General features: G+C 55.4%; 21 protein-coding genes. 13 read left to right on the top strand and 8 right to left on the bottom strand.

Annotated elements, in window-relative coordinates; genetic code table 11:
- Window positions 1-26: 26 nt before the first annotated feature.
- From ACZ5DH_RS06995 to ACZ5DH_RS06965, 7 genes are all read right to left on the bottom strand, one after another.
- On the bottom strand, window positions 27-1529 hold the full coding sequence (locus tag ACZ5DH_RS06995; protein ID WP_464256351.1) for an aldehyde dehydrogenase: 1503 nt from the start codon (window positions 1527-1529) through the stop codon (window positions 27-29).
- Window positions 1530-1832: 303 nt separating this feature from the next.
- Window positions 1833-3221: an FAD-dependent oxidoreductase gene (locus ACZ5DH_RS06990; RefSeq protein WP_464256350.1), complete on the bottom strand. Its 1389-nt coding sequence runs from the start codon at window positions 3219-3221 to the stop codon at window positions 1833-1835.
- A complete protein-coding gene (locus tag ACZ5DH_RS06985) occupies window positions 3214-3525 on the bottom strand; it encodes a (2Fe-2S)-binding protein (RefSeq protein ID WP_464256349.1) in 312 nt (103 codons plus the stop codon). The genes ACZ5DH_RS06990 and ACZ5DH_RS06985 overlap by 8 nt, the downstream gene beginning before the upstream one ends.
- A gap of 11 nt (window positions 3526-3536) precedes the next feature.
- A complete protein-coding gene (locus tag ACZ5DH_RS06980; RefSeq protein ID WP_464256348.1) occupies window positions 3537-4742 on the bottom strand; it encodes an NAD(P)/FAD-dependent oxidoreductase in 1206 nt (401 codons plus the stop codon).
- Window positions 4743-4815: 73 nt separating this feature from the next.
- Complete coding sequence (locus ACZ5DH_RS06975) at window positions 4816-5703, bottom strand: dihydrodipicolinate synthase family protein (protein ID WP_464256347.1); 888 nt, start codon at window positions 5701-5703, stop codon at window positions 4816-4818.
- A gap of 181 nt (window positions 5704-5884) precedes the next feature.
- Window positions 5885-7195, bottom strand: coding sequence for an MFS transporter family glucose-6-phosphate receptor UhpC (uhpC, locus tag ACZ5DH_RS06970; RefSeq protein WP_464256346.1), 1311 nt, complete (start codon window positions 7193-7195; stop codon window positions 5885-5887).
- Window positions 7196-7386: 191 nt separating this feature from the next.
- Window positions 7387-8181, bottom strand: coding sequence for an inositol monophosphatase family protein (locus tag ACZ5DH_RS06965; RefSeq protein WP_464256345.1), 795 nt, complete (start codon window positions 8179-8181; stop codon window positions 7387-7389).
- Between the two features lie 408 nt (window positions 8182-8589).
- Between ACZ5DH_RS06965 and ACZ5DH_RS06960 the strand changes: the two genes are divergently transcribed.
- The 13 genes from ACZ5DH_RS06960 (at window position 8590) to ACZ5DH_RS06900 (ending at window position 24435) form a co-directional block, all read left to right on the top strand.
- Window positions 8590-9654: a PAS domain-containing protein gene (locus ACZ5DH_RS06960; protein WP_464256344.1), complete on the top strand. Its 1065-nt coding sequence runs from the start codon at window positions 8590-8592 to the stop codon at window positions 9652-9654.
- A gap of 63 nt (window positions 9655-9717) precedes the next feature.
- Entirely contained in the window at window positions 9718-10659 is a 942-nt protein-coding gene (locus tag ACZ5DH_RS06955; RefSeq protein WP_464256521.1) for a sigma-54 interaction domain-containing protein, read from the top strand.
- A 425-nt stretch (window positions 10660-11084) separates the two neighbouring features.
- A complete protein-coding gene (locus ACZ5DH_RS06950; protein ID WP_464256343.1) occupies window positions 11085-11858 on the top strand; it encodes a DeoR/GlpR family DNA-binding transcription regulator in 774 nt (257 codons plus the stop codon).
- A gap of 70 nt (window positions 11859-11928) precedes the next feature.
- Window positions 11929-13260 carry a four-carbon acid sugar kinase family protein gene (locus ACZ5DH_RS06945; RefSeq protein WP_464256342.1) on the top strand — a complete coding sequence of 444 codons (1332 nt, stop codon included), beginning with the start codon at window positions 11929-11931 and terminating at the stop codon, window positions 13258-13260.
- A gap of 191 nt (window positions 13261-13451) precedes the next feature.
- A complete protein-coding gene (pdxA, locus tag ACZ5DH_RS06940; protein WP_464256341.1) occupies window positions 13452-14453 on the top strand; it encodes a 4-hydroxythreonine-4-phosphate dehydrogenase PdxA in 1002 nt (333 codons plus the stop codon).
- Window positions 14454-14558: 105 nt separating this feature from the next.
- Complete coding sequence (locus ACZ5DH_RS06935) at window positions 14559-15923, top strand: GntT/GntP/DsdX family permease (RefSeq protein ID WP_464256340.1); 1365 nt, start codon at window positions 14559-14561, stop codon at window positions 15921-15923.
- A 123-nt stretch (window positions 15924-16046) separates the two neighbouring features.
- Window positions 16047-17210 (top strand): glycerate kinase, encoded by a 1164-nt coding sequence (locus tag ACZ5DH_RS06930; RefSeq protein WP_464256339.1) that lies wholly within the window; start codon window positions 16047-16049, stop codon window positions 17208-17210.
- The gene (locus ACZ5DH_RS06925) at window positions 17211-17513 is read left to right on the top strand and encodes a hypothetical protein (protein ID WP_464256338.1); all 303 of its coding nucleotides are present in this window, start codon (window positions 17211-17213) and stop codon (window positions 17511-17513) included.
- A gap of 222 nt (window positions 17514-17735) precedes the next feature.
- Window positions 17736-20021: a DUF4401 domain-containing protein gene (locus ACZ5DH_RS06920; RefSeq protein WP_464256337.1), complete on the top strand. Its 2286-nt coding sequence runs from the start codon at window positions 17736-17738 to the stop codon at window positions 20019-20021.
- Window positions 20014-20556 (top strand): GDYXXLXY domain-containing protein, encoded by a 543-nt coding sequence (locus tag ACZ5DH_RS06915; RefSeq protein ID WP_464256336.1) that lies wholly within the window; start codon window positions 20014-20016, stop codon window positions 20554-20556. Before ACZ5DH_RS06920 ends, ACZ5DH_RS06915 begins: the two co-directional genes overlap by 8 nt.
- Before the next feature lie 1618 nt (window positions 20557-22174).
- Entirely contained in the window at window positions 22175-22810 is a 636-nt protein-coding gene (locus tag ACZ5DH_RS06910; RefSeq protein ID WP_464256335.1) for a peroxiredoxin, read from the top strand.
- 47 nt (window positions 22811-22857) lie between these two features.
- A complete protein-coding gene (locus ACZ5DH_RS06905) occupies window positions 22858-23382 on the top strand; it encodes a V4R domain-containing protein (RefSeq protein WP_464256334.1) in 525 nt (174 codons plus the stop codon).
- Between the two features lie 33 nt (window positions 23383-23415).
- Entirely contained in the window at window positions 23416-24435 is a 1020-nt protein-coding gene (locus tag ACZ5DH_RS06900) for a GGDEF domain-containing protein (protein WP_464256333.1), read from the top strand.
- Between the two features lie 151 nt (window positions 24436-24586).
- Here the strand turns inward: ACZ5DH_RS06900 and ACZ5DH_RS06895 are convergent, their stop codons facing one another.
- Entirely contained in the window at window positions 24587-24913 is a 327-nt protein-coding gene (locus tag ACZ5DH_RS06895; protein ID WP_464256332.1) for a hypothetical protein, read from the bottom strand.
- Between the last annotated feature and the right edge of the window lie 26 nt (window positions 24914-24939).

The following is a 24939-nucleotide window of genomic DNA, read 5'->3' as shown; positions in this document are numbered from 1 at the left end:
AGGCGGGCTGACCAGGCCTGTCGCGGCTATCTGTCAAGGTTGATGAATATGGTCTTCTGTTCGGTGTACTGGTCGTGGGACTCGCGTCCCTTGTCCTTGCCGCCGAAGCCGGAAAGTTTGTATCCGCCAAAGGGCGTCGTGTTATCGCCTTCGCTGAAGCAGTTGATGGACACGGTGCCAGCTTTGAGTTCACTGGCAAAGGCGTGCGCCTTGGTCAGCGATTCGGTGAAGATGGAGCCGTGCAGGCCGTAGCAGGTGTCGTTGGCCATGGCCAGCGCGTTTTCATCAGAGGTGGCCGTAAGAATGGCCGTGACAGGGCCGAATATCTCTTCGCGCACCACCGTGGCATCGCGTCCCACGTTGTCAAAAATCGTGGGCTCGATGAAAAGGCCGCTGCCGATGGGGGCCGCCTTGCCGCCTGTGACAACGTGCCCGCCTTCGGCTTTGCCTTTTTCAATATAGCCCATGACAGTCTTGAACTGCTGTTCGCTGACCATTGACCCCAGCGCATTGGCGGGATCAAGGGGATTGCCCATCTGCCATCCGCTGAGGATTGCCACAAAAGCGTCCAAGAAGGCTTCTTTCTTGCTCGCGGGCACGATAATGCGCGAGTTGGCGGTGCAGTTTTCGCCCATATTCCAGAATGCGGCGGAGCAGGCGTGGGTTGCGGCGAACTCAAGGTCGGTGAAGTCTTCAAGCAGTACAAAGGGACTTTTGCCGCCAAGCTCCAGTACCACACGCTTCAGATTGCTTTCGGCAGAGTATTGCAAAAAGCGGCGGCCCACATCGGTGGAACCGGTGAACGAAAGAACGTCAATATCCATGTGCAGGCCCAGGGCTTCACCCACAAGGCCGCCGGGGCCGGGCAACACCTGAAGCACGCCTTCTGGAATCCCGGCCTCTGCCGCCAGTTCGGCCAGTCGCAGCGTTGAAAGGCAGGTGACGCTGGCGGGTTTTATGATGACGCTGTTGCCTTCGGAAAGAGCGGGACCAAGCTTCCAGCCGACCATTTGCAGGGGAAAGTTCCAGGGCAGCACGCAGGCAACGGCGCCTGCCGGTTCCCGCACGATAAGCCCCCGCTTGAGGTTGCCGGAAGGCGAGGTGCTGCCGTACTGCTTGTCGCTGAATTCGGCATGCCACTCAAGGCATTCGATGGTTTCAGGCAGGTCGGTGCACAGGTTTTCGCGGATGGGCTTGCCGCTGTCGATGCTCTCAAGCACAGCAAGCTCGACCATGTGTTTTTCCATCAGCTCGCAAAGTTTGAGAAAGATTTTTTTACGTTCGGTGGGGTGCATTTTGGACCACACCCCGGAATCAAAGGTTTTGCGGGCCACAGACACGGCCTTGTCCACGTCTTCTTTGCCGCAGCTTGCAACCTGAGCCAGCTCTTTGCCTGTAGCGGGGTTGATGGTGGCAAAGGTTTTGCCCGAAGCGGCAGGAACAAACTTGCCGCCAATGAAGGCCTGGGTCGGATATTTCAGGTTGGCAGCCAGATTTTCATACTCCTGGCAGGTAAGGAACTGGGACATTGGGGTTCTCCTCTTGTAAAAGCCTTTGCGGTTGGAGCAATTTCATTTTGAAATTACTGGGGCGCTGCGTGGGCAGTCGCTGGCCGTGAAGGCGCACGCGCAGTTTGTCTGCGCTGTTAAGCGCTGTAGCGGGCGTGTTGAAAACGTAGATACTGCCTATTTTCAACGGTAATCCGCTCTGGAGCAGTTTACGAATGAAATAAGTTAACCGTTTTGCAAGGATTTTCCTGAAAATCTTTGCCACGAAATGCGAGCAGGCAGGCTTTTGCCTGCCGTAAGCAAGCCTTTCAAGGGTTACATGCTCTAGTTGAGGTCAGGGGGCATGAGCATGTCCGCCAACTCCCCCAGACTGAGAGGGAAGAGCGGCGGTTGGGCCGTATACTGCGGCAACTGATCCAGCGGCAGCCCCTGGGCATGGGCGATCATTTCGGCCACTGCCTGTCCGCACATGCGGCCCTGGCAGGTGCCCATGCCGGGTCGGGCATGGGCCTTGAGGCCATCTGGCGAAAAGCACCCTTGTCTGATGGTCTGCTGAAGGTCCCGGGCCGTGAGTTCTTCGCAACGGCAGACCACGGCATCGTCCGCAGGCTGCAGAAGGGACGGCGCAGGGGCGAAGTATTCATCAAGAAATGGCTGCAGGGCCTGGCAACGTCTGACAATGCGCATGTGGGAATCTGCAAGCCGGTTGCGTTCGCTCATGTTCAGGCGGCCCAGTTCGTGGCAGACGTCCAGGCCAACCAGCCGGCCTTCAGCCTGTGCTGCTGCCGCGCCGCGCACACGGGCCACGTCGCCAGCCGTGCGTATGCCGGGCACGCTGGTCTGGCCCCACACATCGGCGCTCACGTGCCAGTAGCGCTGGCGTTCATCCCAGGTATGGCGGCATCGGGCCAGACGGGTGATGCGGCTTTCGGAAATGACGCCTTCATGCAAAAGCACGGTTGCAGCCTGGAGGCTCTTTTGGCCGCCGCCCATGCTGGTGAAACTGATGTTCAGACGTTCCGGCTCAACCTGTTCGAGCATAAGGTCGCGCACGGCAAAGGTGCATTTTTGCGTGAAAACGGTTCGCGCGGCCATGCCGATGCCGTGCAAGAAATACCCGGGACGGGCCAGGGCACCGGTGATATGTTTCATGGCCCGCAGCAGGTTGCTGATCCTGCCCGTGAACAGCACGCCAGCCACAGGAACCTTGAAGTGGTGCATATGCACCGCAGCCTGAAGAATGAGCGGGCCGTTGCCGCACAGCACCACAGGACCCTGGGGCAAAAGTGAGGCTGACTTGAGCAGAATATCCGAAGCCCCGGAGCCCATCACTCCGGGCAGGGTCCAGCCTGGCAGCGGAACAGGGCGCTCCATCGCTCCCGTGGCGAGCACAACCTGTCGGGCGGTCACGCAGCGACTTTGCCCCTGTATGCTGAAATATATCCTGTCCGGGGCTGTATCCCATACATTGGCGCTGGGCAGAAAAGTCGCGCCGCAGTTCTTGAATTCTTCCACCAGCGGCCGACCGGCAGAATAGTCTGAACCAAGATGGTTAACGAGGGCAGAGGAGCCGACACTTTTGAATATCTGACCGCCGGGTTCGCTTTGACGGTCAAGTACCAGCGTGTGCAGTCCCTGGCGCGCTGTTTCGATGGCTGCGCACATGCCTGCGGGGCCAGCGCCGACAATAATGACGTCCCATACGCTACGCATGATTGCAGCCCTCCTTGCCGAAGTCGGGTACCCCGTTCTGGCGGTTCACCCGCATGCCTTCAGCCACAGGAACGAGACAGGCCTGCTGGTTGGGGACGCCGTTAATGGTCATGAGGCATTCAAAACAGACGCCCATCTGGCAATATGGGCCACGCTTGTGCCCGCCATGCGTGGTGCGTGTCCAGCCGTGCGACGGCCCAAGGACGGCGGCGGCCACGGATATGCCTTCTTCAACCTCAAGGGGCTGGTCTTCAAAATAAATGGTCACCTGCCTGCCCGCAGAAGGGGTAGTCTTGACAAACACGATTGTCCTCCTCAGGCGGTGGCTGTTGTGGCGGAAAGTGCCGCAGCGCCAGAGCCGAATCTGTCGAGGCTCATATAGCTGATGTCCATAAAAGGATCCTGCCCCCGTACCATTTCTGAAATAAGTTTGCCCGTAATGAGTGAAAGGCCTATGCCGTTTCCTTCATGCCCGGTGGCGACAAAAAGCCCCTGAAGATGTGTGGGCGAAATGATGGGTTTGGCGTCCGGAGTGCAGGGACGCAACCCCGCATAACAGCGGATGACCCTCGTATCTGCCAGGGCAGGGTAGAAATGGCGGGCGCGTTGGGCGATAATGCGCATGACCCTGGGATCGGGGCGGATGTCCATGCCGACGTAGCGACGGCTGCTGCCAAGCAGGATTGTTCCCGCGTGGGAGGGCTCAAGCACAAAGGCAACACCAAAGTGCTCCATTTCAGGCGTGGCATTGCTGCGCGTCTTGCCGCCCTTTGCCAGAAGGTAGCCGTATTCCGCATAGTTTTTGCCCACCAGATTGCGCACGCGCTCGGTCACAAGAACATGCCCCTGGCGTGGTCTGACGGGAACGGCAAGGCCTACCATGTCGGCAAGCAGGGGAGTCCAGACGCCTGCGGCAAGAATGACGTTTTCTGTATGGATGAGCCCCTTGTCCGTTTCAACCGTGGTGATCCGTTCTCCGTCGGTACGCAGGCCGGTGACGCTGGTCCTGGTCATGAGGGTGGCGCCGTTGGCCTCGGCATGCAGGGCGAGCCCCTGACAAAGCCGCATGGGGTTAAGCTTGCAGTCGCCATTAAAATTCAGGCAGGCCAGAATGCCGTCGCCAATATTGGGCTCGTGGTGGCGCAGGTCGTCCCTGTCCCACAGGGTGACGTCAATGCCTTCATTTTTCTTGCCTTCATAGTTGGCGCGCACAGTGTCGAGATCCCGTTCGTCATCAACCAGCAGGCCGAGCCCCTCGGGCGAAAACTCAAAATCCACGGGCAGAAATTTTGCTGCCTCATGAAACATGTCCTGCCCGTATTTGCAGAACTGGCTATATGCGCCGGGCGGCGTATCATAGGTGACCACATGGCCGTCGCAGCGGCGGCTGGATCCCCAGGCGAACTCGCCACGCTCAACAAGGGTTACATCTACCCCGTCCATGGCAAGATAGCAGGCCACGGCTGTACCTACCGCCCCCCCGCCGATGACAACGGCTCTGGCGGTGTGTTTGCTGCTCATGGTAGTTCCCTTAACTTCAGTTTTTCTGGAATGTTCATGAGGGGCGGCACAAAGCTGCCCCTCATGAAAAAAGTTAGCAAAAGTCGGTCTGCTTGAGTACTTTTTCAAGCTCGACGCGCACTTCTTCAGAAATGGGCTGCCTGGGCATGCGCAACGTGCCTGTCCCGAATCCCTTGAGCGCAAGCGCGTGTTTGACCACCTGCCAGAGCTCGCCAGTGTCTTCGAGCAGACGCAGCAAGGGCAGCATTTGCCGGTATATCTGCCGGGCCTCGGCTAGTTTGTGTTCTTTGACGATAAGGTTGTACAGCTTGACGCACATGGCGGGAGCAATATTGGAAAGCACGCAAACCCAGGCCTTGGCGCCCATGACAAAACTTTCATAGGCCAGGCTTTCGCACCCGCAGAAAACCACCAGCTTGTCCCCTACCTCGTCCACAGAACGGGTCAGCCGCATGATGTCGCCACTGGATTCTTTAAGAAAACCCATGTTGGGCAACTGGGCGCATTTTACCAGGGTTTCAGGGGACACGGCCACGCCGCAACTGCCGGGATTGTTGTAGACCATTACCGGCAGTGGGCTTTTGCCGGAAATGTATTTGTAGAATTCATAGATTTCGTGCTGGCTGGGGTGCACGCCGGGAGGAGGAAGGATCATGACGCCCGCAGCGCCTATGGAGCCTGCATGTTTTGACAGTTCAACCGAAACATCGACGTTGGGCGAAATGGCGCCCACAATGACCGGAACCTTGCCGTTTACTTCCTTCATGGTGAATTCGGCAACCTGCTTGCGTTCGTCAGTGGAAAGCGCAGGCCATTCGCCGGTGGCTCCCACGGGCATGATGCCGTGTACGCCGGCTTTGAGCAGCCATTGGATATGATTGGATATAGCGCTGTAGTCGATGCTGCCGTCCTGATGAAAGTGCGTCACCGTTACTGCGAAAATACCGTGAATGTTGTTCATGTATCCTCCATTGGATGTTTGTGCATCGTCTCTAGCAAAAAAGCTACCAACAGCAGATAAAATATAACTACATAGAAAATAAGGCTGTTTTCTGGTCGCTTTTGGCCTGTGCGCGCCATGCTACAGATATGGATGCGCCACAATACTACAGGTGTAGCCTTGTGCTACACCTTGTCTGGATCTACTTCTTTCCGCCAATGATGGGCACAATAAGTATGGCTGAAAGCAGTGATGCCGCGGTCATGACGATGAAGAAGCCGTTCCAGCTTGTGGTTTCGATGATCATTGCCAGCGGCAGGCCTGTGCAGGCGGCTCCCAGGTATCCAAAAAGTCCGACAAAGCCTGTTGCCGTGCCTGCGTATTCCTTGTGGCAGACTTCGGCGGCGGCCATGCCAGTGAGCATCTGGGGCCCGAAGATGAAAAAGCCGATCAGGAAAAATACGGAGCCAAGGGCGAGTTTTGAGGTCAGGGGCAGAAGCCAGAGCGCGCCCACGGAACACATGATGCCCAGCATGAAAATGATGTTCATCGGGATGCGGTTGCCCTTGAACAGCTTGTCTGATCCCCATCCGGCGACGATGGTGCCGATGAATCCGCCGATCTCAAGCATGGTGATGGCGCTGTTTGCCACAAGCAGGTCGACGCCATGTTCCTTCACAAGGTACATGTTGGCCCAGTCGTTGACGCCGATGCGCACGACGTACACAAGCACGTAGGAAACGGCCAGAAGCCAGATGTATTTGTTGGTGAATACATAGAGGCGCAACACCTGCCATGTGGTGAGCGAGTTTTTGCTTTTCTTGACCTGCTCAAGCTCCAGCTGGTCCTTGCGCCATTCGCCCACCCTGGGCAGTCCCATGGATTCCGGTCTGTCCCGCATGATGACGCAAAGGATGATGCCCACCACAATGCCTATGATGCCCGGAATGATCATGCCGTAGCGCCAGCCGTAGTGTATGGCCAGCCACCCGGCGAGCAGCGGAATGATGGCGCCGCCCACGTTGTGCGAGGTGTTGCACACGGCCCACCAGAAGCCGCGCTCGTTGCGGGAGTACCATGTGGTGAGAATCTTGGTGCAGGGCGGCCAGCCCCATCCCTGAAAGAACGCGTTGAGCCCCCAGAGAATGGCCAGTGCCAGCAGTGACGAGCTCATACCAAAGGCAATGTTGATGATGCCTGTGACGATGAGTCCAACACCCATGAAATAGCGTGGATTGGACTTGTCGCTGATGATGCCGCCCAAAAACCGTGACGAGCCGTAAACGATATAGAAAATGGTGCTCAGGATGCCCACGTCCGAGAGCTGCCAGTCAAGGTCCTTGAGCATGGCCGGCATGATGGACTTGTAACTGTTGCGTGTGAAGTAAAAGATGGCGTATCCCAACCATATGGATGCCATCATGTGTATGCGCCAATAGGCATAGTCTTTGTCTATCTCTTCTGAGCTCTTGGTAACCGGGCGCGCAGGCGAGGCCTTGAGGAAGTCTAACATCGCGTATCCTTGGTGCAAAATGGACGGACATGCCACCGAATGGCCAGAGCAATTTCACTGTAAAATTGCTCTGGCGACTGCGGAAGTGGGTGCTTGCCGTGAAGCCGCAAGTGCAGTTTGCTTGCGTTGGTAAGCGCCGGAGCGGATGTGCCTGAAATTTTACGATTGTGCATCCGCAAGGGTACTCTGCTCTAGCGGTGTGCCCTGATTTCACGCAAGACCTGTTCATGCAGCCTGCTGTCGCCGCATGCCAGAACCTGCATGCCGGAGTGCATGGTCAGAGGATTGCCTTCCCAATCGGACATGACGCCCCCCGCGCCTTCAATGATGGGCACAAGCGCGCAATAATCCACTTCGCGCATGATGCCGCTGTCAAAGCAGAGGTCGATCTTGCCTGCCGCAAGACTCATGTAGCCATAACATGCGCCGCCGTAGACGCGCCATTTGGTGGATGCAATGAGGTGATTGTATGCTGCCCTGTCTGAGTCAAAGACAAATTCGGTATTGCTGGAAGCCACCAGGGCGGTGGCGAGGTCCGTATGGGGACGGGTTTGTATGGGCAGGCCGTTGACTGTGGATTGCCTCCCCTTCACGCCCACCCAGCGCTCAGCCATGACGGGCATTTCCACAACGCCGAGCACGGGTATGCCGTTGCGGCACAGGGCGATGAGCGTTCCGTAAAATGGATAGCCCACAATGAACTGCCGGGTGCCGTCAATGGGGTCGATTACCCACACGTACTCGGCTGTGGCGGCATCGGCCCCATATTCCTCGCCAAGCATGCCGTGGTCTGGAAACGCGCCAGAAATGATCGAGCGTATTTCACGTTCCACGCGCTCATCAGTTTCCGTCACCGGGCTGGCGTCTGTTTTAGTTTTGAAATCGTAGTTTCCACGCAAGTATTTCTGCCTGTGCTCAGTCAGTATCTGGCGTGAAACGTCCGCAGCCCGCATGGCCACGTCTAAAAATGCTTCATATTCGGGCATCACATCGTCTCCGTCTGTTGAGGGTGAAGGGATGCAGACCGGCATATCCTGTAAAGGTGTTCACTGTCGCTCCGCAGCCGCCATTCATGCGCAATTGTATCGTTTGGTATGCGGAAATGCAGTTTTATATGGAAAGTATGTACATTCCATCTTTTGATGATAGTGAATATGAAAATGTTATATATAAAAGTTTTTTGTTTTAAAAATATGTGCTCATGGCATGTAGCGATTGTTAATTTTATATAATAGCAAAAATTCTGCCAACAGTGCGCGGGATCGCAGAAAATGTCGATGTCATCTGAATCGTCAGTGTTGCACAAAATTTTTTAGATTGATAATATAAAAACAATTGTAGCATAACGCTACAGTCGTGTTTGCTTCCGCTACACGACCAGGAGGAATGATGACATGAGATGTCTTCCGGTCGATCTCTCACCACAAAATCCCGTGTACCAGCAAACGGTTCACGAAGCCTGGAAGGATTTCATTGACGGCGGTGAAATCCGGGGGCGTGTGCCCGATCACATCCTGGATGGCTGGCTGCTCAGCCGCGATGCCCGCATTGACCCCGTGCGGGCTCCTGATGTGCCGGTGCTGGAAAGAGAGCACTTTGCCGATTTGTGCAGCCAGTCCGCTGTGCTGCTCAATGCGGCGGCTCCGGTGCTTGAGATGCTTGATTCGTGCATCAGCGGCACCGGTCACATGGCAATTCTTACCGGTTCGTCCGGGCATATTCTTGCTACCGTAGGTGACAAGGCTCTGCTTGATGTGGCCCGTACCCAGTACAACATGCCCGGCGCTGACAGGAATATCGATAAGGTCGGCGCTTCAGCCATAGGCATGACCCTGCAACGGCATCGTCCTGTGCAGATCTACGGCTATGAGCATTACAATGCTGGTCTGCATTCGTGGCGCTGCGCCTCTGCTCCCGTTCTGGCCGATGCCTCGGGCGTCCTGGCCGTGCTGACCATTTCGGGCAATATTGCCAGCCCCGAGATACAGGCGCTCGCTCTGGTGACCACCTTTGCCAACTATATAGGCATGCGCGTGCGCCAGCAGAACATAGAAACCACCGGGCAGAAGCTTGAGGCTTTATTGCGGAATGCCCACGATTCCCTGACCTACCCGTTGCTGGTGCTTGACGGCAATGGGGGCATTACCCACGCCAACAGGCATGCATCAACATTGTTCACATCTGGCGAACTTGAGCTTCCGGGCAGAAGCGCGGTTTCCCTGGTAAGCTCCCTTGATGCGCAAAGGTTGCGACGGGCCCTGGCCGGGCAGCGGCAAGGGCATGACACCCTGACATTCCTGACAGGGCAGGGGCCGCAACGCATTGCCTGCACATTTTCCCCTGTGGAGCTGAGTGCGGGAAAATCCGTGGGCATGGCCCTTGCCCTGAACCCGGACATGCTTGTGGCGGGTGGACGAAACAGGAGCAGAACTGCCAGCGGCCCGCCACCGACCTCCTGAAGTGCTGTTCCGCCGACCCGTGAGGTCACGCCAGTTCACGCAGCAACATACCAGTTCACAGACATTCTTGGGGCAAGCCCCGCTCTGCGGCAGGCTATCAATTTCGCCCGGCGCGCTTCCCGCATGGCTTCACGTATCGTCATTTTTGGGGAAAGCGGCACTGGCAAGGAGCTTTTCGCCCAGGCAATTCACAATGCCGGAAATGATCCCGGCCAGCCCTTTGTCGGCATTTCCTGCGCCGCCATTCCCAATGATCTTATCGAAGCCGAACTGTTTGGCTATGAAGAAGGGGCTTTTACCGGAGCGCGAAAGGGCGGGCAGAAGGGCCGACTTGAAACCGCCAATGGCGGGACGCTTTTTCTGGATGAAGTGAACAGCCTGCCATTGGCAGTGCAGGCCAAACTTTTGCGCGTTCTTCAGGAGATGGCTTTTTCACCTCTTGGCAGCAATCGCCTCGTTCATCTTGACGTCCGGGTGATCGCCGCAGGCAATGCAAATCTGGCGGATGAGGTGCGGGCGGGAGCTTTTCGGTCTGACCTCTATTACCGTCTCAATGTCGTGGAAATCGAACTGCCTCCTCTGCGAGAGCGTAAGGGCGACGTGGAATTGCTGGCAAAAACATTCTGGCGCAAGCTTTGCGCGCGTATGAATCTGCCTATGGTAACCGTCGAGCCGGCCGTGCTGGAAAAACTCAAGACCTATCCCTGGCCGGGCAACGTGCGGGAATTGCAGAACGTGTGCGAAAGAGCCCTGGTACTTTCTGACGGGGCTTCCATCAGGCTTGATTGCCTGCCCCGCCATATTTCTGGAAAAAATGTGGCGGGTCTGGCTGACGTGCAGCCGGAGGTTGCGCCGGGGCACGCGTCCATGGACGACCTGTGCGAAAGCATGGTGCGTAAAACACTGGAAGCAGCCGGGGGGAACATCAGCAAGGCTGCTGAGACGCTGGGCATAGCCAGAACGACTCTTTACAGAAAAATGAAGAAATATGGCCTGGGGCAGTAGTACTTCATTCGGCGGAATGCAAGGGATGTAAAAAGCCAATCACGTGCCGACCTTTCAAGCTTGCGAAGCAGGCAGGAATGCTCTGGGCTTTGGTTTGCGGGTGCTGGTTTGCGGCCCATGGCGTTTCCTGCTCTGCCGGGGGCGGGCCGTACCGCTTGGTCGTACGGCCAGAGGTCAATGCAGGCCGAAGCGCAGTGTGTCATTGGGGCGTCAGAAAACCCCGCGTCAGATCATGGAGGAATGGGTGCAGAGTAACAAAAAGTAACAAGTCAGAAAAAAACATATAGAAATATCAAAGCCCCGGAGAAGAGTTCCGGGGCTTTTTCCGTTTGACGTCTTGACGATTTAATCATAAGCGAGCATAACAAAAAATAACAAAATTGACTAAAAAGCAACATCAAACTGTCACAGAAACAGGGTTTGCCATGCTGCCAGTCGAACGCCGTAGAAAGATGGCCAGTCTCATCAAGAGCCAGGGTGCGGTCAACAGCCGAGAGCTTGCAAAAGCCCTTGGCATTTCTGTCATGACGGTGCGCCGTGACCTCAAGGTGCTGGAAGAGCAGAAGCAGCTTGAAATTACTTGGGGCGGGGCTGTTCCCGTGGGGTTTGAGGCGCACGACATTCCCCGGTCCCACAAGGCGGGCAGCATGCTGGAGGCCAAGGTTGCCATAGCCCGCACCGCATGCGAGTTTATACAGGATGACTCGTTCATCGGCCTTGATGCGGGCACGACCACCCTTGAACTGGCGCGCCTGTTGCCTTCACTGCCATTCAAGAACCTGTCCGTGGTTACGCCGGACCTCGAAATTGCTCTGCTCCTTTCCGGCTATCCCCATATTGAGGTTTTTCTTACCGGGGGCCGGGTAGACCCTATCAGCCGGGCCTGCAACGATACCGATTCTGTGGCGTATCTGCGCCGTATACGCACCACCGTGGCCTTTGTGGGCATCAACGTGTGGGGGGCCCAGCACGGCGTGACCACCAGCTCTTCTGAGAAGATGCATCGCAAGATTCAGCTCATGAGCAGCGCGGACAAGAGCATTCTTCTGGTCGATTCTTCAAAATATGCGAAATTCAGCCCCTGGCGTGTGGCCGGAGTGGAGGATTTTTATCGCATCATCACCGACGAAGGCATCAGTCATGACGCCCGGCAGGCCCTTGAAGGCGCCGGAGCCCGTTTGCTTTATGCCGGAGCCTGATCAGGGCTATCCGTTTTTCAAACCTTTGTACCGGTCTGGCCAAGCGCCGCGAGGACCAAAAGAGTTTGCCATGAATATAGCTGTAATTGCGGACGACTTTACAGGAGCCAACGCCAATGGGGCGCTGCTCACCGCCAAGGGGTTTTCCAGCGCCACCTGCCTTGGGCTGGACAAGTGGGACCCCCAGTATTTCTCGGCTTTCACCGCGGTTTCGCTGAATGCGGAAAGCCGCCTGCTTTCACGCCAGAAAGCGTGGGACGCCGTGTACGCGGCGGTAAAGATGTTCTGCGCCGAAAAGCCCGCGCTGGTTTCCAAACGTGTGGACTCCACCCTGCGCGGCAACGTGGGCGCGGAGATTGAGGCCGCCATCAAGGCAATGGACGACAGCTACGGCCATGAGCAATCGCTTGCCGTACTGGTGCCGTCCTATCCGTCTTCCGGGCGTATCTGCGTGGGCGGCTACCAGATCGTGCACGGCGTGCCTCTGGAGCGCTCGCCCATTGCACAGGATGCGGCCACGCCCGTTAAGGACACGTCCGTTCTCAGGATTTTTGCCGGGCAGAGCGCCATGAAGTGCGGATTTGTCCCCCTTGAAAAAATTCTGGGCGGCGCGGCTATCGTGCGTCAGGCCATTGAAGATTTGCGTGCGGTAGGGTGCCGGGTTGTGGTGTGCGATGCTGTGGCTGATGAAGATATCGCCACCATCGCGCAGTCTCTGGCCGATGCCCCGTATCCCCTGGTGTCGGTTGATCCCGGCCCGTTCACTGCCGAACTGGCGGCCGTGCGCGTGCAGGCTCCCCGCTCGCAATATGAAAATCGTGTGTTTCTTGCCATTGGCAGCACCAGCGAGCTTACCCGTGTTCAGATGGAAGCCCTGCACCTCGCACATCCCTGCCATCTGGTGCCCATGAACGTGCGCAAGATTCTGGCCGGAAAGGACGAAGCCGCCAGCGAGTGCGCGCGGGTGCTTGATGCCGTCGCCACGCCGCCGGACGGCACCACCGTACTTGGCGTCTGCACTGCCGCCAGCAAGGAAGACGTTTTTTCTCTGGACGAGATGTCACGCAAGATGAACATCACGCACTCGGAGATTTCGCAGCGCATAAACGAAGCCATAGCCAACGTGACCGATGCGGTGCTGCGCCGCGAGGACCTGCGCATTGGCGGCCTGTACACTTCGGGCGGAGAAGTCACGGTGTCTGTTATCCGCAAGCTGAAAGCGGGTGGGTTTACGGTGCGCGACCAGGTTCTGCCCCTGGCCGTGTACGGGCATATTATCGGCGGCGTTCAGGCCGATCTGCCGATGATAACCAAGGGCGGCTTTGTCGGCGACAAGGGCAGTCTGGTGGAATGCGTGGAATACCTTTTCACCAAGATTTCCACACGCAAACGCCCGGCCTAGAGCAGTTAACGAATGAAATGAGTTAACTGCTCTGCAAGGATTTTCCTGAAAATCCTTGCCACGAAATGCGAGAAGGCAGGCTTTTGCCTGCCGTAAGCGAGCATTTCAAGTGTTAAATGCTCTAGTGTTGCGGCGTTTGGCGTTGCCGGCGAAATCCCCTTCCTGAAATTACAAAAACAAGGATATTCAATATGAAACCGTTGATTTGCGCCCCCATGGGCGATCCGGCCGGTGTCGGGCCGGAAATTCTGGCGGCGTCTCTGGTGGACCCCGTTGTGACCGGTGTGGCCCGCGTGCTTGTGGTGGGCAATACCGAAATCATGAAGCGCGCCTCCGCCATCATGAACGTCAGCCCCGACTTCAATGAGGTGGACGAGAATCTTGAAGGCTGGCGCGATGGTGCGGCCAACATTCTGAATCTGGACAATGTGGACCTGGCCGGATTTGCCTATGGCAAGGTGCAGGCGCACTGCGGCAAGGCTGCTTTTGAGTATATCAAAAAATCAGTTGAGCTGACCCTGGCAGGCAAGACCGACGCCCTGGCCACCACGCCCATCAACAAGGAATCCCTCAAGGCAGGGGGAGTGCCCTACATCGGGCATACAGAAATTCTGGGCGACCTTACGGGCACGAAAGATCCCCTCACCATGTTTCAGGTGCACAGCCTGCGCGTGTTTTTCCTCACCCGCCATCTTTCCCTCATGGACGCCTGCCGCGCCGTGAAAAAAGACCGCGTGCTCGACTACATCGCCCGCTGTTCCGAAGCCATGCGCCTGCTGGGCATTGATAATCCCAGTATCGTGGTGGCCGGCCTGAACCCCCACTGCGGGGAACACGGCCTGTTCGGCAACGAGGAAGATGTGGAGATTGTGCCCGCCATTGAAGAAGCCAAAAAGCGCGGCTTCAACGTGCACGGCCCCAATCCGGCGGACTCGGTTTTCCACTTTGCCCTCAAGGGCGCGTGGGACGCGGTGCTTTCACTGTACCACGACCAGGGGCACATCGCCACCAAGATGGTGGATTTCGAGCGCACCATCTCGCTCACTCTGGGCATGCCCATACTGCGCACCTCGGTTGACCATGGCACGGCCTTTGACATTGCCGGAAAGGGCAAGGCCAGCCCCGTGAGCATGGTGGAGGCCATCCGCCTTGCAGCGCTGTATGCATATAGTTTTAAAAGGGCCAATGTCTGAGGATTGTTCCGTAAAAAGAGTCCCCCGGAGGGGTGGGGGGGCTCTTTTGGAGTTTTTGAGGCCGGTCGCTCCGGCTTTTCACAGTAACCATCTGTCTGGAGAGTGATGATGGGAACCGCCCAAGCCTTTGGTATTGGCTATTCAATGACAATGCTTGCCATTGCCATTGCCATAGTCATTGTGCTGTGTATCTGGTTCAAGATTCATGCATTTGTTTCCCTTACAACCGCAAGTCTGTTCCTTGCGCTGACGCATAATATGGAACTGGCGAAAATTGTCGTGGCCTTTGAAGGCGGCCTTGGCAAAACCCTGGGTTTTCTTGCGCCTATTCTTGCCCTTGGAGCCATCCTCGGCAAACTTATGGAAGTTTCGGGCGCTGCCGAAAGGCTGGCGCGGACGCTCATTCGCATCCTTGGGCAGTCCAGGGCGCACTGGGCCATGATGATTGTCGGTTACGTCTGCGGTATCCCTGTGTTTCTTCAGGTGGGCATCATTCTGCTGACGCCCCTCATGTTCTCCATTGTCAAGGAATCCAAGCTGCCCCTCATCCAGGTGGGTATGGCTCTTGTGGTGGCCCTGACAACGGTTCACTGCATCGTGCCGCCGCACCCCGCGGCCATGGCGGTCACCGACCTGCTCAAGGCTGATGTGGGCAAGGTCATCTTCTTTGGCCTTCTTGTGGGACTGCCCGCCGCCTGCGTTGCCGGGCCCATGTATGGCAAGTTCATTGCCAAGCGCCTGCCCCCCGTTCCCCTGACCGGCGCTTACGCTGGCACCGAACCCCGCAAGGAATCGGAACTGCCGCCCTTCGGCAGAACCCTGTTCGTGGTGCTGCTGCCCCTGCTGCTCATGATCGCCAAGACCGTCGTGGAACTGAGCATCGACAAGCAGAATCCGCCTTACTACATGACCTATGTGAACTTCATCGGCACGCCCATGATCGCCCTGTTCATCTCGGCGGTGGTGGCCTACTTTGTGTTGGGCCTTGGCCGTGGTTTCAGTTGGGACCAGCTGGGACGCTTCAGTGAAGCCGGCATGGCTCCCCTGGCCTCCATCATGCTCGTCATCGGCGCGGCTGGCGCGCTTAACCAGATCATCACCGACAGCGGCGTGGGTCTTGTGCTCAAGCAGGTGCTCACCAGCATCCATATCAGCCCCCTGATCCTCGCCTGGGTTATTGCCATCACCTTGCGTTTTGCCCTGGGCAGCGCCACTGTGGCCATGATGACCGCGGCGGGGCTCATTCTGCCTGTGCTCGGCGCCAATCCCAATCTTGATCCGGCCCTCATGGCCATTGTTATCGGCGCTGGCGCCATTGGCGCTTCGCACGTGACGGACTCCGGCTTCTGGTTCGTCAAGGAGTCGCTTGGCATCCCCATGGGGTCGATGTATGCGACCTATACGGCCGGTACGACCATTGCGGCTGTTCTTGGTCTTGGCGGCACGCTTCTGCTGCAAATGTTCCTTTAGCCTTTTCGGCTGCCCGGGCCGGGGTGCTTGCCTTCCTGGCCCGGAGCCGTTACCCCCATTTCTATACTGTCCTGACGTACTGAATCCTGGCTGAACGTCAGCGTCATCCACAAGGAGCATTTCATGAAAATTGTCATTGCGCCGGACTCGTACAAGGAGTGCCTGTCAGCCCTGCAGGTAGCCACGTTCATTGAGTTGGGCTTTCGAGAAGTGTTTCCGCATGCCGACTACGTCAAGGTTCCTGTGGCCGATGGCGGCGAAGGCACGGTGGAGGCCATGGTTGAGGCCACAGGCGGGGAGCGCATCGCTGTGACGGTCAAAGGTCCTCTTGGCGAACCAGTGGAGGCCTTTTACGGACTTACAGGCGATGGCAGCACGGCTGTCATCGAAATGGCCACTGCCAGCGGCCTGGGACTTGTGCCGCCGGAAAAACGCAACCCCCTGAAAACCACAAGCTACGGCACGGGCGAGCTTATCCGCGCCGCCCTCGACGCCGGAGCCCGCAAATTCATTCTTGGCATTGGCGGCAGCGCCACCAACGAAGGCGGAGCAGGCATGCTTCAGGCCCTCGGCGTACGGCTGCTGGATGCCGACGGACAGGAAATCGAAGCCACAGGGCTCGGCCTTGGCAGACTGGCCCGCATCGACATGTCTACTTTTGACGAACGGCTGAAACACTGCGTCATTGACGTGGCCTGCGATGTGGATAATCCCCTGTGCGGCCCGCGCGGCGCGTCGGCCATCTTTGGCCCGCAGAAAGGCGCAACGCCGGAACTGGTGCAGCAGCTTGACGGTTACCTCAGAAATTTTGCCGAAATTACGCTTCGCGATCTTGGCGTGGATATGGCCGAAATCCCTGGCGCTGGCGCAGCCGGTGGCATGGGCGGTGGCATGTACGCCTTTCTTGGGGGCCGTCTGCGCCCCGGAAGCGAGATTGTGACCGAAGCCGTGGGGCTGGACGCTGTGGTGCGTGACGCTGATCTTGTCATTACAGGCGAAGGCCGGATTGACGGGCAGACGGCCTTTGGCAAGGCTCCCGTGGGCGTTGCCCGCGTTGCCAAGCTCCACGGCAAGCCTGTCATCGCCATCGGCGGCTCGTTGCGTCATGATGCCGATGTTGTGCATAGCCACGGCATTGACGCGGTGTTCAGCATTCTTTCCAGCCCGTGCTCCATTGCCGAAGCTCTGGAGGCGGGGGAGAACAACCTGCGCACAGCGGCCCGCAATATCGCCGCGAGCATTGCCATTGGAAGCCGGCTCGGCCCTGTGGCCAACACGGGAAAATAGATGATAGCTGAGTATCTTGAGTGCTGGCGAAAGCAGCCACGCTTTAACACGTTCTTTCTTTGCGCCATGGCCCTGGCCTGGGGCGTCTATGCGCTCATCGGGCTTGTGGACATCGCATGGGGATCGCAGGCGGCTAATATACTGGTTTTCGCCATTGCCGCCATCTGTTTTATTTTCATCTTTGTTTTGCCGAAATATTCGTTCCGCATTGTGGCCATACATTATTTTATCATGATTGTTACCCTGTTGCCCTCACTCGCCAACGGGCAGGAGCTCATGCGCCAGAGCGGTTATTTCAGCTGACGTATATCATGACGACATTGCAAAAGAGCGGGGTTCGGGCCCCGCTTTTTTGTTTCTGGGCACCGTGTTGTTTTTTATTCTAATATATGTACATATCTTTATATAATTGAATGGCTGTGTCGAATATACTCGCCATTGCCCCATAGTATGTTATACAATAGGCGGAAAAACAGCATATGCAACAGGGTTGTCAAGGATTTTATCAATGAAAGAGAAAGGATAATGAACAAAACAGACGCTTCTTCATACTCTGATATGAATATACAATCTCCAGACCCCGCCTCCAATTCCAAAGACTCTTTACCGCCTCTGTCCCGCAATTCCCTGAGCCTTTTATGTGATTCGGGCCGAATCTCACCTTCCGCATGGTCTCAGGCTCTTGATTTTTGCGGTTTCCGGCCAGACGGCAAAGCCTGGCTGACTTACTGGCGTCAGGTTTTTCTGCTTGGCGGAGTTCTTTTTTTTCTGGCGGGAATCATCTGTTTTATCGCCTGGAACTGGGATGACATGCAGCCTTTTGCGCGCATGACGCTTGTGGGGGTGATTGTGGCCAGTGCGGGCATCGGGTCTGTGGCCGTGGGGCCGGATTCGCGTCCGGGACAGGCTCTGCTGCTGGTTTGCGGTGTGGCAATGGGTCCACTGCTGGCCGTATTCGGCCAGACCTACCAGACGGGAGCGGAACTCTGGGAACTGTTCAGGGTATGGACGGTGTTGCTGGTCGCGCTTGCACTCGTGGGCAGGCAGGCTGGCCTGTGGTTTGCCGCCTGGCTTTCGGGCAATGCGTTTATCGCCTTGTGGCTTGGGCGTAACCTTGCATCACCCTTTGACGCTTTCAGCCAGTTTTTTGCGATTCCTGAATGGCTGGTGGCCATTGCGTGCGCCATACTTCTTTGGGAGTGGGCGGCACAAAGGGCAGGGCAAAAAGACTCGCAGAGCTGGTTGCGGTCGCGGTGGCTTCCCAGGCTGCTTTTTCTTGATTTGACAGTCCGAACGTCATGCTACCTGATTGAGGGCATTTGGGGTTCATACAAATGGGCTGATGCGTGGCAGCTGTGGCTGCCGCATCAGATTGTCCCCTACTTTGCCGTGGCAATGGCCGGGCTCGCCTGGTGGTGGTACCGGAAAAAAGAACCAGACCTCTTTATGCTGGCGACATTGCTCGGATCAGGGACGGCTGTTCTGCTTGCTGCCCTGGCCGAGGCCGAGCTGTTTTTTGGCCTTGGGGTTGTTGGCGCATTCCTGTTTTGGGGCCTGCTTGTTACCGGCCTTACGGCAGGGCTGGCGAAGATGTTACTGCACCTGCAACAAGTCATGTCGGCGGAAGAAGGGAAAAAAGCCGCGCGTATCGTCCACTTGCCACGGTTTTTGGGGCGTGCCCGCCCCGGCGTTTCATGGCAGATGCTGTGGGAGAACCTTCAGGCCCATGGCGAGGCGCTGCGCGACGATCCCGCGCCCGACGCAAAAGAGCCGTACTCGCCCTGGTATATCAAACTGTTGCTGGCCTTGGGCGGTTGGCTGGCGGCCGTTCTTTTTATGTGCTTTTTGGGTTTCTTGCTGTTTGAAACGCTGAATATCAGTTCACATGAAGAATTGACCATTTTCATTGTTTCTGTGCCAGTGCTGCTTTTGGGCCGGGCCATGCTGGCTGGCGACAAGTTGTTTTCACGGCATTTTGGCTTCGCGCTGGCAATCGCGGGAACGTCCGGAATCGCCATCGCGCTGTTTCTCGGCCTCGACAGTGTGATAGCTGCATGCTTTGTGCTTGCTGCGCTGCTTGTCGCCATCAGCGTTCTTATGCGCAACGTCGCGTATACGTTTTTGTCGGCCATTGGCATTGTGGGCTGCGTGGCCCACGGAATTTCATATTTGATCTATACAAGCGTGAGGCAGGATTTTGCGGACTCCGCAAGGCTTGATATCGCCCTCTTGTTGCCTCCGGTTTGGTGGGCTTTGCTGAGCCTGGCCCTTACATATTTTTGCCTCCAAGAAAAACGCTGGCGCGGCAGTATGCGCGGGCAAACCACTGACGCATGGTTTTTTGGCGCATATACGGGCATGCTTGTGATCCAGATATGGAGCCTTGGCTTGTCCTACGGTCTCGGTAGTCTTTTGGATCTGCCGCTCTGGGGATCAGGGGGCATGGGCTTGGGAGCAGCCGCAGGGGTGACGGTTATGATCATTTTTTTAACAAGAAAGCAGAGCTTGACCGCACGGGCGGCGGGTATGGCCAGTGTGCCCTTGCTTTTTGTGCTTGGGTGGTATTTGCCGGGTGCGGCTTTGGCGCTTCTTGGGCTCGTTATGGCCAGACAGATGGGCAATGCTGTCATGCAGGGAGCAGTGCTGGTGTATTTTTTTGCGTACATGGTCTTTTATTATTACAATCTTGCGGTTCCTTTTTCCGCCAAGTCCACCTATCTCGTCGCATCAGGACTTGTTTTGCTGCTGCTTGCCCTGGTTCTGCGGGTCTGGCAGACAAAATCATCCATAGAGGAGGCGGGCCGTGCGTAAGCTCTATATCCTGCTTGTACTGGGGCTGTTTTTTACTGGTTACGCCGTTTCTGTACAGCGAATGGAAACAGTGCTTGCCGAGGGCAAAACAATCCTGCTGCCTCTTGCCCCTGTTGACCCGCGTGCCTTGCTCATGGGTGACTATATGGACCTCAGGTATACGGTGAATGACCGCATCCATGACGCGCTACGTAAGGCGAAAGCCGCGTCCGGCACGGACGCTGGGGCTGAAGGGCTCGCCGTGCTGCGGGTGCGCAATGAGCCCGTACCGCAGGCGGCGGACTTTGTCAGACTGGACGATGGCAGCCCCTTGCGGAACGATGAATTCTATCTGGCCTACAAGCTCCGTGGGCACAGGGTCATAACCGCGGCCACTGCATATTATTTTCAGGAAGGAACCGCGCGGCACTATGAAAATGCCCGCTTTGGCCAGTTCAAGGTTGCCGTGAATGGAAAAACGGTTCTGGTCGGGCTTTGCAATACTGAAGGAAAGCTGATCGAGACCCAGAACGGTGGTGAGAAAAAGAGTCAGTGATTATCGCTGAATATAGAAACTTCCCCATATGCCCTGATGCATATATGCAAAAAATATTTTACGCTTGAGTACCTTTAGAGCAGTTTCACTTTGAAATTGCTCTGGCGGCTGCGCAAGCGCAGCTTTAGCCGTTGTGACGCAGGCTTCAGCCGTTGCGATGCAGGAAGCTACGGATAAAGACAGCCTGAGTAACTACACAGTTCACCCCATACAATCGCTGTCGCCATCCGTAGCGATGCTGTCCTGCCCCGTAAGACGGTTCCGTCAACGGTTCAGGCAAGCCCTGCGGGCAACGGCTGCCGCAAAGACGGCAATGAGTTACGCAAAAATCTTGCCCAAAGAGTCGCTTTCGTTATCCGTAAGCCGCTGACGCTGCAACGGCTAACGCGCCCGAAGGGCTTGCCTGAACCGTACCGCTATTTATTTGTGCGGTCACGCGCCGAAGCGGGCGTCTTGGAAGCATTGAGAATATCCATTCTCAATGCGAAAATGCTATAAGAATGCACATGTTCAAGGGATACGGCACGCCGTTACGTACGCCTGTTTGGGCGCGTGGCAGCGCAGACAGGCCGCGCTTGCGTATCACGGCAAGTGGTTTGTGCGCAGCCGCGCGTGTGTTTTTGATCGTAAAACAGCGCCAAAGCCGAGGTGTTTTTACGCGCGCGGGTATCTGTTGCGGCGCAATACTCAAGTATCTTGCCTGATTGATTGGTATTGTCGCGTGTCGGCCTGGTTTTGCGCAGGGTGTTTTGCGACAGGGTTTTTAACCGTATGAGCCTTTTGTGTGGCGGTTTTCTTTGGGGCGAGTGGCGGGCTGTGGATTGCTGCAACCCTTCATATAGATTCGCTTGTCATTACGTATAATGTGATTATCTGAAGGGTAAGAACGCAAGGACCTGAGAGTGGCTGCAGCGCAACAAACATGATGGCCCGTCTGACGAGAACCGTACTGACTGCAAGGCTGGCCTTTTGAATAAGGACGCTTTGCGGAAATTTTTAGTCCATAAAAAAATATATTGTATAAATAATCTATCACATCAGCCAGTTGCTTTTTTTAGGAATAACTGGGCTCTGTTAAAACAATCGGGCAGCCTGTAACTACTTTTTATGGTTGCAGGCCCTGCCTGCGCGCAAAAATAAACCAGCATGCTGTTTGCCTGGCAAAATTTGCTGCAACCGTTTGGATACCCAGCGGTGAACCTCCTTCAGGGGGGTCCGCCAGGAGTTTTGCAAAGCCAAAAAATTTGGCAAAGGCCATATCCATTTTCTATTTAAACTTGGAAGCGCCTGTGGAGGATATGCGGTATTTCTTGCTGCGATTGCAGTTTGTTATGGTTTGCTTGTTGTTTTAGCAACAAATATGACCATTAGATTGTTTTTATTGTTATATCTGTAGTATGATATTGTTGCGTTGCGTGGGGTATTTTGTTCCAGTAGCAAGACTGTTTCATAAAGAGTGACCCCATGTGCTGCGCATTTTTTGGGATGCTTTGATACCTTTGTAAAAAATGCCATCTGCTGAATACGAAAGGTCATCTGTGCGGATACCGCGTACGGTTTCTGTTTTTTACGCAGACCGGTTGCAACGATTAAAGGATTGTAAGTGAGGAATCATCTGATGCAAGAAGCCAATGAAAACAATAATCTGTGTTCAGTCCGGCTGGGCCAAAAAATAAAAGATTTTACGTTTTCTACGTATAACCCAAAAACAGACAGCTTTGAAGAACACTGTTTTTCTGAATATAGCCTGCAGCGTAAATGGATAATTCTTTATTTTTATCCTGCTGACTTCACTTTTGTCTGTCCCACAGAGTTGGCTGACATTGGAAAATATTACACACAGCTTAAAGATATGGGTGTTGAAGTTATTTCCATCTCGACTGACTCAAAATTCACACATCTTGCATGGTGCAAGGCCGAGCGGCTGCTCAGCAGTGTCAGTTTTCAAATGGCCTCTGACACGACTGGTGAGATTGCTGAATTTTTTGGCGTCTATGACAAGGAAGCAGGAACTGCCTTGCGCGGCACGTTCATCATCAACCCCGAGTCCGTATTGGTTGGTTCAGAGATCAACTTTTACAATGTTGGGCGAAATGCGGCTGAGTTGATGAGAAAAATGCAGGCCTATGTATATGTTGAAAAACATCCTCATCAGGCATGCCCCGCCGCCTGGAAAGAAGGCGAGGAAGTTTTGACCCCCTCTGAAGACCTGGTCGGACGAGTTGCGGATTTTTTGACAAATAAGCAGGATTGAGCGTTATCACGTGTAATTCTGCAAATGCGCTGAGGATGGCATTACAAATGACAACGGAAAGAAAATATACTTTTTCCTGGAGCACCATAGGCGAAAAAATGGCCATTGCGAGGCCAAGCCTTGGTCCAACAACACGGATAGAGGTTTACAGGTTACTGCAATACACTTTGCGTGATGTACTTGAAGAAGAATTTGGGCACCAAAAGACAGATGATATGTTCCGCAAGGCAGGCGCCATTGCCGGAAGGGAATTTTACAACAAGTTCTGCCTGGAGGCTGAGGATATTTCCAGCCTGGTAACGACCATTGAAGAGAAGTTTAAAGAACTGGGCATCGGCATCTTTCGGGTTGAATCCATCAACCTGGAAGATATGACCTTTACGTTAAATGTTGAAGAAGACCTTGACTGCTCTGGCCTCCCTGACACAAGCGAACAAATTTGTGTGTATGATGAGGGTTTTATTCAGGGTATTCTTGAAAATTACACAGGTAAAAAATTTAAAGTTCGTGAAGTTGACTGCTGGTGCACAGGCGCTCGAACCTGCCGGTTCAGTGCCGAAGCTGTTGGCTAAAATTGTACGACATCTACCGGGATAGTGCATGTTATGAGCGATAACGATCGCATCAAAATTGCCCACATGGTTCTTGATCATGCCGAAAGACTGCTTGATGCGATGGATCCTCCGCCAATTCCAGAGGAATTTTCTGGAGATGCGGTGTTTATTCAGTTTCATGAAAAAATCCTGGCCCTACGCGAAATAATGGCTTCATTTGCCTGCGGCGACCTCTCGCAACAAATTCAGTTGCGAGGCGTTGTAGCAGGTTCTTGCAAGGCTTTACAGGCCAACCTGCGGCATATGGCCTGGAAGGTGCAGCAGATTGAAAAGGGAGACTACACCCAGCGAATGGACTTTATGGGCGATTTTTCATCGTCGTTCAATAAGATGGTGGTGCAGCTTGAAACGACCATCAAGGCTTTGCAGCAAAAAGAAGAAGCTCTGACAAACCTCGCAGTTTCCCTTCAGGAGGAAGTGAAGCGACGTAGCGATACACTGCTGAAACTGAAAAAAAGTGAAGCCGAGTTCAAGTATCTTGCGCAGCATGATCCGCTTACTGGGGTTTTTAACCGCCGTTCTTTTTTTGCGCTTACACAGGAAAGCCTGGTTGGTTCAATCGCCCTGAAAAAGGATTGCTGCTTCTGCTTGCTGGATATCGACTATTTTAAGGCATTCAATGATACCTATGGCCATGTTGAAGGCGACAATGCCTTGAAATTTGTGGTCTCCATGGCTCAAAGCAGTCTGCGGCAAACAGATATTATGGGGCGCTACGGCGGCGAAGAATTCATCTTTTTCTTTTCTGACACCGATCTCTCACAAGGGGTCGCCGCAGCAGAGAGAATCAGGGCTGCCATAGAAAATACGCCCCTGACCCTGGACGACGGCAAAACTGTATATTTGCGCGCCAGCCTGGGGGTCGCGGGTTTGCTTGCCTCCTGGGCCCTCACGCACAGTTGCAGCGCCTTGCAGGCGCATGTCATCAGGCTTGCGGATGAGGCATTGTATCAGGCAAAAAATGAAGGTAGAAACAAGGTATGTGCCGCTGAACTCAAGGGGCTCGATTGAGACAGGCGTTTTTCGGGGCAGGTTCACTTTGCGCATGCTCTGGCGGTTGCACGAGCGCGCTTTGTCAGCGCTGCCATGCGGCGAAAAGGCCGTGCCGTAGGCCCTGTAAAGCATATCCTCAAGGATGCTCCTCTCAGTCGTGGCCGCCCTGTCATGACAGTACGCCGCAACGTGGCGTGTAGCCGGCCAAAAATCCCATTTTCGGCAGATGAAAAATTGAAATGTGAAGCTTTTCAACGTTATTCTGGTCTGACCGCTGCCGTCTGATCCTGCTGTGCATTCGATGGGATGCAAGGGATTTGTGTGATTGGCCGGTCATGTCGCCTGCGGCCCGGTTGAAGCGTTCCAGCCCATGAGAAGCAGTTTGTGCCAAGGTATGAATACCTTCCGCCGGAAACAAAAATACGGATTGGATATTTGTACAGAAAAAGTGACCTGACAGCGCAGCATGCCGCATTCCCGTGGCTGCCAGTTGCATTTACTGCCTGCATTCTATAATCTTGC

The organism is Desulfovibrio simplex, from assembly GCF_055387835.1.
This window is presented reverse-complemented; position numbering and strand designations above follow the sequence as displayed.